We start from the raw sequence: 272 nt of genomic DNA, 5'->3' as shown, positions 1-272 counted from the left end.
ATAACAGCGGAAAAGCCTTTGGAAAAGTTAATGCCGATATGGAGCATCGGGAGCGCAAAGTAAATCAAAAAGATGATCATCAAAAGGGGAACTCCCCTGACCAGTCTGATGTATAGGGATGAAAGTGCGTTTGCCAGCTTGTTTTTGGATGAGGCTCCGAGGCCAACGATGCCCCCGATCGCACCACCTATCAGTAATGAGAAGAAACAAAGCTGGATCGTCAGCCACGCTCCTTTTAGGATAGGGACGAGATGTATCCAACCAAAATCTTG

At 47.1% G+C, this 272-nt stretch carries 1 protein-coding gene; it reads right to left on the bottom strand.

Going from position 1 to position 272, the window contains the following annotated elements; translation table 11 throughout:
• Window positions 1–272, bottom strand: a 272-nt coding sequence (locus SB775_RS29535) for an ABC transporter permease subunit (protein WP_410864792.1), incomplete at both ends; no start/stop codon positions are given.

The sequence above is a fragment of the Peribacillus sp. SIMBA_075 genome, assembly GCF_046534585.1.
The sequence above is the reverse complement of the archived record's forward strand: the minus strand, read 5'-3'. Positions and strand labels throughout refer to the sequence as shown.